This is a genomic window from Aminobacter sp. P4_H6_2 (genome assembly GCF_056400805.1).
This window is the reverse complement of record NZ_JBFUKO010000236.1, coordinates 1-7,771: the sequence shown is the minus strand read 5'-3', so window position 1 is coordinate 7,771 and position 7,771 is coordinate 1. Positions and strand designations below refer to the sequence as shown.

Here is a 7,771-nt window from a genome sequence, read left to right as displayed (position 1 = left end):
CCTGTGCTTCGAGCAGCGGAATCGAGTTGATCAGAATGGCCTGGTTTGGAATAAACTGGCCGGATTTGCGAAGTTCGGCCAGCGCCGTCCGGGTCTCGATGCAGGCCTTTGGGACTGCCTTGGTCTCGACATCCTCGCGCGGGGGCAGGGCAGGAGGTCGTTGTAGGGGCGGTCAGGGCGGAAAGGCATGTCGATCAATCCCACTTCGATCGAAATGTCGGGCGGATACGTCGTCGGCATCGACATGTAGTTGAATCGTGTCGATGGAAACGCGATCCAACGGCATATTCTGAGCGTTGCGAGCCAGTTGCTCAGATGCAGAGGTGTCAAACGGCTCCAAAACTACCCCCCGATCGGCGTTCAATTTTGCCGGATCACAGGCGAAGCAGCTTTTCAACCCGATCGCCTCGCTGAGAAGCGTACCTGCAGGGGATAATACCCGTTCGAGATGATTTACCTAGTGACCAGGAGCGTCGTCCTCTTCAACGGAATCATCTGTCCCTTCCAGGGCATTGCGCCAGCGGCCGATGAGGGCCAGCAATTCAGCTTGAGCGCCAGATTGGGCGACATGCTCGTGTTGTCGAAGAGCCATGCGCAGCGATGTTCTCGACAGCCTCGTCGCTGGCAGCTCGATTTCGTCTGGCTCTTTGCCGTCCCGTAGAGCCACTTCGACCAACGACTTTGCCGCTACGGCTTCTGCGATCCCAAAGTCCTTCAGCAGGGATTGGAAAGCTCCATGCAGCTGTTTGTCGAACGGCCTGTCTCGTCCCATTTCGTCGCTGACGGGATTTCCGGGATGCAGTGAGCCAACAGGCAATAACCCAACAGGAATTGGCGTGTTGGCAGAATGGGTTCGGCAACCTTTCAGCAGTTTTGGCAGAACATGAGTGTGCGGCCCCGCCGGCGAAACCCCGCCTGTGTCGGGTCCACCGATCTTCTGGTAGACCTCGACGCGGCCGATGTTGGTCAATGCAACGCGGTGAGGATGCACCGAGAGGATCGCGGCCATCGCTTGATTTGTGGGATCCATCACTGATAGACCGAGATTGGCCCTCAGCACGCCCAGCAGCTTCGGATCGCTGGTGCGGATGCAGAAGTCGCATTGCGTCAGCTTCAGGCCCATGTCGAACAGGATACCTGTCCGATCGATGCCGCGGATGGCATTGTCGTCCGGGCCAATTTCGGTCAGCACCTGGCGCGCAGGTCTGCGCGCCAGGTGCTCAGGCAGGCAGAGTGCCAGTGCCTGGCTCCAGCGATGTCTTTTCGGGCTGAGAGTCTCGTAAGCGACGGGAACGATGTTCGCGAGAGCTGCAGACACGATACGGACTCCGCCTCTTCGCGTTGCCCGCGTGAGGCGAGCTGGATCGTCAATCACCGGAATTTCGCCGAGGTCCTGATGAAACTCGGCTATGGCTCCAAAGGTGCCCATGCTCCATCCGCTCTGCCAATTGGCAAGGTGCTGGCCAAGAAGGTCCTGAAGTCGGTTCATGGGATCATTCCTTCGTGGGGGCTGTTGCCAGATCAAGCGGTTGCACCAGCATTCCGCCTCTCGCTTCGCCAAAATGGGCTTCCACCCCATAGACGGCGCGAAGCTTGCCGGGCGTGAGGACTTCGGAAGGCGATCCGTCAGCGACGATCCGGCCTGCATCTATGAGCAAGAGTCTGGAACACCACCGCGCCGCAAGCCCGAGGTCATGCATAGAGGCGATGACACTTCGTCCCCTGCGTGCCTGATCGGTGAAGAGGTGCATCAGGGCGATCTGGTGCGAAGGATCGAGGCCTGCAGTGGGTTCGTCGGCAAACAGCAGGGGGGTGTCCTGCGCGAGCGCTCGCGCGATGAGCACGCGAGCCTTTTCGCCGCCAGACAGCTCTGTCGCCGGGCGTTCACGATACCGTTGCACCTCCATGCGTGCCATCGCTTCTTCGACGATCTCCCTGTCCTTGTCCGACAAAGGCGCGAAGCTCGGGCGATGCGGGGCCCGTCCAAGGCCGACGAGCATTTCAACCGAAACCGACCAGGCAATCTCCCTGTCCTGGGCGACATAAGCGGCATGACGGGCCCGTTCGCGTGCGGAGAGCCTGGCCGCATCGAGAGGTCCGAATGCGACGCTCCCCACGGCAGGAAGCAGCCCAAGCAGCGCGCGCAACAATGTCGACTTGCCCGCACCGTTAGGGCCGATCAGGCCGATGAACTCGCCCTCGGCGACATTGAAGGAGATCCCATCGATGACCGGGCGGGTTCCAAGCGAGACCTTGAGGCTATGGACATCGAGCAGCATCAGGCGAGCTTCCTTCTCGTGCGCCAGACCAGCCATAGGAAGAACGGCGCGCCGACGATGGCAGTGAGGACTCCGAGCTTGAGGTCCTTGCCGGGCGCGATGATGCGCACCAGGATATCGGCCGCCAGCAGCATGGCAGCACCGCCAAGCGCGCTTGCCGGAAGAAGCCGGGAAGGACGCGATCCGACGAGGGGGCGCAACAGGTGGGGCACGATTAGCCCGACGAAGCCGATCGCACCGGACACAGCGGTCGCGGCACCTACCGATGCCGCTGTTCCTAACACGGCCAGAAACTGGACCCGACGAAGATCGACCCCCATGGTGGCAGCGGTATCGTTGCCGAGGGTCAGCGCATCGAGTGCCTGCCCCAACGCCGCAAGCAGCAGCCAGCCGATGAGCATGAATGGCAACGCAAGCCAGACGTGGGTCATCGACCGGTCGGTCAGGGAGCCCAGCATCCAGAACATGATCTCGAGGGCGGCAAATGGGTTCGGCGAGAGATTGAGCGCTAGAGACGTCATCGCGCCTGCGAAACTCGATACGGCGACACCTGCCAGAATGATGGTCAGCGTGCTGCCGCGAAGACCTGCCAAAGCCTGGACGACCACGACTGCGACGGCCGCCGCAGCGAGCGCTGAAAGCGGAAGTGCCAAGGCAAACACTGATGTGAGCCCGGAGTAGATGGCGACCACGGCACCAAGCGATGCCGATGCACTCACGCCGATCAGCCCGGGTTCAGCCAGCGGATTGCGCAGGTATCCCTGGAGCGCGGCACCCGATAGGCCAAGGGTAGCTCCGACCATCAGGCCAAGCAGAGCGCGGGGCAGGCGGATTTCCTGCATGACCAGGGCGATCGCATCCGCCTTTGGGGAGAACAATGCGGCGAGGCTGTCGGAAAACGCTATCGCTGCCGGGCCCACGGTCAGCGACAGCAGAAACAGGCAGGCAGTAACCAGCGCCAAGGCCGCAAGTACCGCATAGTAGGGCATTGGGGCTCTCATGGATTTCCCCTGATGTTGCTGGCCGCAGCTTGGAGGATCCGAGCCGCTTCAAGCGTGAAGGGAGCACCACAGATCGTGTAGCCGGAGGGTACGGTGACCGATCTTCCTGAGGCAGCGATGGCGCGATAGGCCGGGTGGACAAAGTTCTCTTGCGCAAGCGCAGGAGCCCCGTAGGACGTGTTTCCGTCGGCGATCAGGTCAGGCTGGGCGAGGACGAGCATTTCCAGCGGCAACCGAGAGCTTCCAGACAGGCCGAGCTTGTTCGCGAGGTTGGCCAGGCCCGAAAGCTTGACGACCTCGTCTACCAGCGTGCCGGCGCCTGACGTGTAGCTATTGGCATAGTAGGTGGCTACCGTCTTGCCTGAGGGTGGTTCCTTCTCGAGCTGGGCGATGCCCTTGTCGAGTTCGCCGACAAGTTCGGCTGCCCGGTCCTCCCTGGCGAGGACCTTACCCATTCGAAGGATGTTCGCACGGATGTCGGCGATCGAACTGTCGGGAGCGAATTCCTCGACCCGGATGCCCAGGCGCCGAAGCAGTTCCACCGTCGTTCTCGTGGTGTAGGTGCCTGCCAGCACGAGGTCGGGCTGCATCAGGAAGACCTCCTCCGCGAGACCATGATTGACGGCAATCCCAGCCGCCTTATCGAAAAGAACGGAGGTGCTGGGATCGCTTGCCATGTAGGAGACCGAGTGCAGCTGTTCCTTGTCTGCAATCAGCATGGCCAGCTGATCGGTGCACACGTTCATCGAAACCACGCGGCTGGGGCCGTCGGCTGCTTCTGCCGCAGGTGCAAAGGCCGCCAGAACGAGCGCGCCAGCGAATGAGCACAGCCATTGATGAAGGCTTGCTCTTGAAAGGCAGCAGGGAGACATCCGCATCATCTCAAAACTGGCGCGTGAAGCTGAGGTTGATGGTCCGTCCTGGCGCTCGATAGTCGGTGACGGTTGAATACTGCTCATCGAATAGGTTCTCGACCGAAAATTTCAGGCTCGATCTGTCATCAAAGGCATAGTCGGCCGTGAAGTCCACGGTGACATAATCCGGCAGCTTGACCGTGTTTGCGGCATTGGCATAGCGCGGGGAGGCGTAAAGCAGCTTGGCCGTGAGGTTGAGCTGCTCGGTTGCCCGGTAGCCGATCTCCGCCGTGGCCTTGAACCGGTCGCGGTAGGGAATGTAGAGCCCGTTGTCTTGGTTCTTTGGCTCGCGATAATCGATCGTAGCCTTGCCGCTCCAACTGTCGCTGAATTGGTGAGACACCGAAGCCTCTACGCCCGAAACCTTGGCTCTGGCGACGTTGAAGGGGAGGTACGTTGGGGGATTGGACGCGATCGCGTCGGTGAGCCAGGTCTGGTAGAGGGCTACGTCAACCGTCGTGTCGACCGTCGGCCGCCAGTTCAGGCCGATCTCGTAGGAACGAGACTTTTCCGGCTTGAGGTTTGGATTCGAGTAGCCCGGGTAATAGAGGTCGTTGAAGGTCGGGGCACGGAAGCCTGTGCCGTAGGACGCTCGCGCGATGAGATCCGGAACGATTTCCCAGCTGGCACCGAGATTGTAAGTCGTCGCATCGCCGAACTGTTCATTGTGATCATAGCGCAGGCCGCTATCGATGGTGAGTGCGCCATACTCGACCGAATACTGCCCGAAGACCGCGACCAGATTGCGGGAGTCGACACCGAAGTCGACGGTCGAGTCCACGCTTTCGCGATAGGCTTCAGCACCGCCAGCAACGACATGCGTTGCGTCCCCAAACTCGAAGGATTTCTCCGTCGATGCGAAGATTCCGAAGCGCTGCGTGTCAAACTCGCTGTTGCCAACAACACCATCACGGAAGTTGGTCGAACGGTCTAGGCCGCTGGAAACCTCGACAGTCGAATTCCAGCTGTCCGAATGCTTCAACGTGGCGCCGATCTTTCCGGCGAAGGTATCGGTGTCGACCTCGTTGAACGACGGAAACGAATTGTCATACTCCGTCCGGCCACGGGCAAAGAGGCCATCTGCGTAGAGCCGCCCCCAGTCGTAGGATTTGGCGACAGAGAAATTTAGCGAGCCCTGCAGGAAGCCGTCATCATCGGGTTCATGACCCCATGCCAAAGGGGTCGTGAAGTCATAGCCTTGGGTGCCGAGAAGRCTGCCGCCCACAGCGTATTCAACGCCGCCTGCCGTCTGGCCACGCACGTTGCCGGATACATGTGCTCCCCAGGGATATGTTACCCCCGTTGTAATCGATCCGCAGCGATCGCGTCCGTCGTCGCACTTGCCGCCCTGCCTGGTGATGATGTTGATCACGCCGCCAATGGCATCTGCGCCGTATTGGGCCGAATGCGGACCCTTCGCGATTTCGATACGCTCGATCGCGGAGAGCGGGATGTTGAAGATCGAGCTTATTCCGCTGGTGGCTGAGGCCGTACGCACGCCATTGACGAGCACGAGTGTCTGCCCCGAGGACATGCCCCGAAGATAGACATTTGTTGCGGAGCCTTGGCCGCCATAACCGATGATCGAAACGCCGGGATAGCGCTTGAGGAGCGAGGGCAGATCGGGCGCAGCCGATCCCTTGATCTCGTCTTCATCGATGACCGTGACGGAGGAGGTAGCCCGCACAAGCGAACTTGCGCGGCGAAGAGGCGTGGTGATCACCAGCCTATCGAGCAGGGTCGGCCCTGATGAAGGCAGCTCTTGCGCGTAGGTGTGACCGGGAAGTGCCAGCGACAGTGCGCCGGCGGCAATAAGTAGTCTCTGCAATTTTGCCCCCAAATGGTTCGGGTGGCGCGGTTAGGGCGCGCCAGTTTCTCCAAACCGCAGGCAGGCAGGTGCAGGGATGCAATTCACCCTGCGGCCCTCCGCATGCGGCAACACTTTTCAATGTCACCGCCACGAGCGACCGCGCCTGTCCGCACCCCGTGGACAAAGCATGGGTGACTGGAACGGGCAGGTCTCCTGACTTCCGTGTCTCAGCCTTTCTCCGCCTTCCCGACCGCATAACGTGCGCTCAGTGGCATGTTGGAGAAGGCTCAACGGTTACAGTTGCGGGGGCAGTCGCGGATTCGGCCAGTGGCCTCACCGTGTTCCCTTTTCATCCACCTCTCGGCGGAACCAATTCCGAGTCGGAAAATAGCCAGCGCGCCGAAGTTGTCAATTGGAGGGGTATCGGAATTCTTGCAGCGAGTGCATCTCATTTGTCGTAGGCAAATTGAAAGGCGTCAAATTCGGGTCTAATCCAGTTATTGCTGCCTAACTGGGACTTGTTTTCTGTATTATTTGCCAGGCATGGGCCTTCATGCTGCAGGTATAGTATTCTGTATTTGCGGAGAATTATGACAGCGACCGATGCGACGCGCCCGCCGCGACGCACGTTCAGATAAGTGGCGTAGATCCACAGATACGGCCAGTCGCCTTCGATTGGCCGGGCCAGGAAGGCCTGACCTTGTCGTGGTCTCTTCGCACAGCCACGTGACCTGGCTCTCGGAAATACTGCTCATGCCCATCGCCATGACCGGATCGTGGACCGAGCGCGTCGAGATGCGGCTGCCCCACGCCCCATCAGTTTTCTAGCTCCAAAATTGCATGACTGCGTCCGCAGGCGCTCGTAGTCACGATGGCTGGGCGTGGTGCGGATTGGTCGGATGGCGCGGTAGAAGAAATAGCAAAATCAGATGGTTACGCATCTCTGTTAATTTTTTTATAGATGCCTATCAGGCATTTCACATGAAATCTAATAGGAATTTTACGGTTGCGGGCTCGTGCCAAACGTACCAAAGCCCGTGCTCGAATAGCGACGTTGCCCGACCCACCCAACTTCCCGGCGAGTATCCCTAACCACTGTGCTCGGTCATTGCGACTCGCACGGAGATCAAAGAGTTTTCGAAGGGGGGCAGCAAAGAGCCTCGGGTTTCAGCGGCATAACGTTCACCGAACAGTTCGAAATTCTTGCCGCACAATTGGCCTCGGATCAGGCGCTCTCTGCGCCTCCACTCAGCCGTTGCAACTGCCCTTTCTCGACGGCATGCTGAGTCTTATGAAACCCTCCACGCCGCGCGAAGCCTTAACGGAGGCGGTACTCGTACTCGACCGTGGTGATCTGAAACGTGCTGGCCCTTTCCCAAAGGCGACAAAAGATCGACTTCGTCCGCCGGCCTATGTATCCAGCCAACCAGGCGTCGGTTCGGGCAATGGAATGGCGTCGAGCAATGACCGTGTGTAGTCGGAATGTGGTGCCTCGAAAACGCGACTGCATGGGCCTTCCTCCGCGACCCTGCCTCCCTCCAGGACTATTACCCGATCGCAAATGGCGCGAATGACGGACAGGTCGTGGCTGATGAAGGCAACCGCGAGGCCCATTTCGCGACTGAGCTCGGCGATTAGGGCGAGCACCTGCGCCTGCGTCGACACGTCCAGGCCCGATACGACTTCATCGGCAAGCACGAAATCCGGCTGCATCACCACCGCGCGCGCGATGCCGACCCGCTGACGCTGTCCACCCGATAGTTCGTG

6 protein-coding genes, 1 pseudogene and 1 riboswitch are annotated in these 7,771 nt (G+C 60.0%); all 7 genes and pseudogenes read right to left on the bottom strand.

Going from position 1 to position 7,771, the window contains the following annotated elements:
* Positions 1-457 precede the first annotated feature (457 nt).
* A complete protein-coding gene (locus AC1DUU_RS17165; RefSeq protein WP_476784613.1) occupies positions 458-1,489 on the bottom strand; it encodes a DUF6925 family protein in 1,032 nt (343 codons plus the stop codon).
* Positions 1,490-1,493: 4 nt separating this feature from the next.
* Complete coding sequence (locus tag AC1DUU_RS17160) at positions 1,494-2,282, bottom strand: ABC transporter ATP-binding protein (protein WP_476784614.1); 789 nt, start codon at positions 2,280-2,282, stop codon at positions 1,494-1,496.
* On the bottom strand, positions 2,279-3,280 hold the full coding sequence (locus tag AC1DUU_RS17155; protein ID WP_476784612.1) for a FecCD family ABC transporter permease: 1,002 nt from the start codon (positions 3,278-3,280) through the stop codon (positions 2,279-2,281). Before AC1DUU_RS17155 ends, AC1DUU_RS17160 begins: the two co-directional genes overlap by 4 nt.
* The gene (locus AC1DUU_RS17150) at positions 3,277-4,152 is read right to left on the bottom strand and encodes an ABC transporter substrate-binding protein (RefSeq protein WP_476784611.1); all 876 of its coding nucleotides are present in this window, start codon (positions 4,150-4,152) and stop codon (positions 3,277-3,279) included. The genes AC1DUU_RS17155 and AC1DUU_RS17150 overlap by 4 nt, the downstream gene beginning before the upstream one ends.
* 10 nt (positions 4,153-4,162) lie before the next feature.
* Positions 4,163-6,022 carry a TonB-dependent receptor domain-containing protein gene (locus AC1DUU_RS17145; RefSeq protein ID WP_476784610.1) on the bottom strand — a complete coding sequence of 620 codons (1,860 nt, stop codon included), beginning with the start codon at positions 6,020-6,022 and terminating at the stop codon, positions 4,163-4,165.
* Positions 6,023-6,190: 168 nt separating this feature from the next.
* A riboswitch (cobalamin riboswitch) is annotated at positions 6,191-6,393 on the bottom strand.
* A gap of 197 nt (positions 6,394-6,590) precedes the next feature.
* Positions 6,591-6,801, bottom strand: a pseudogene (locus AC1DUU_RS17140) (transposase); the annotation flags it as partial.
* Between the two features lie 613 nt (positions 6,802-7,414).
* The coding region (locus tag AC1DUU_RS17135; protein ID WP_476784609.1) for an ATP-binding cassette domain-containing protein at positions 7,415-7,771 on the bottom strand (357 nt) is incomplete at its 5' end.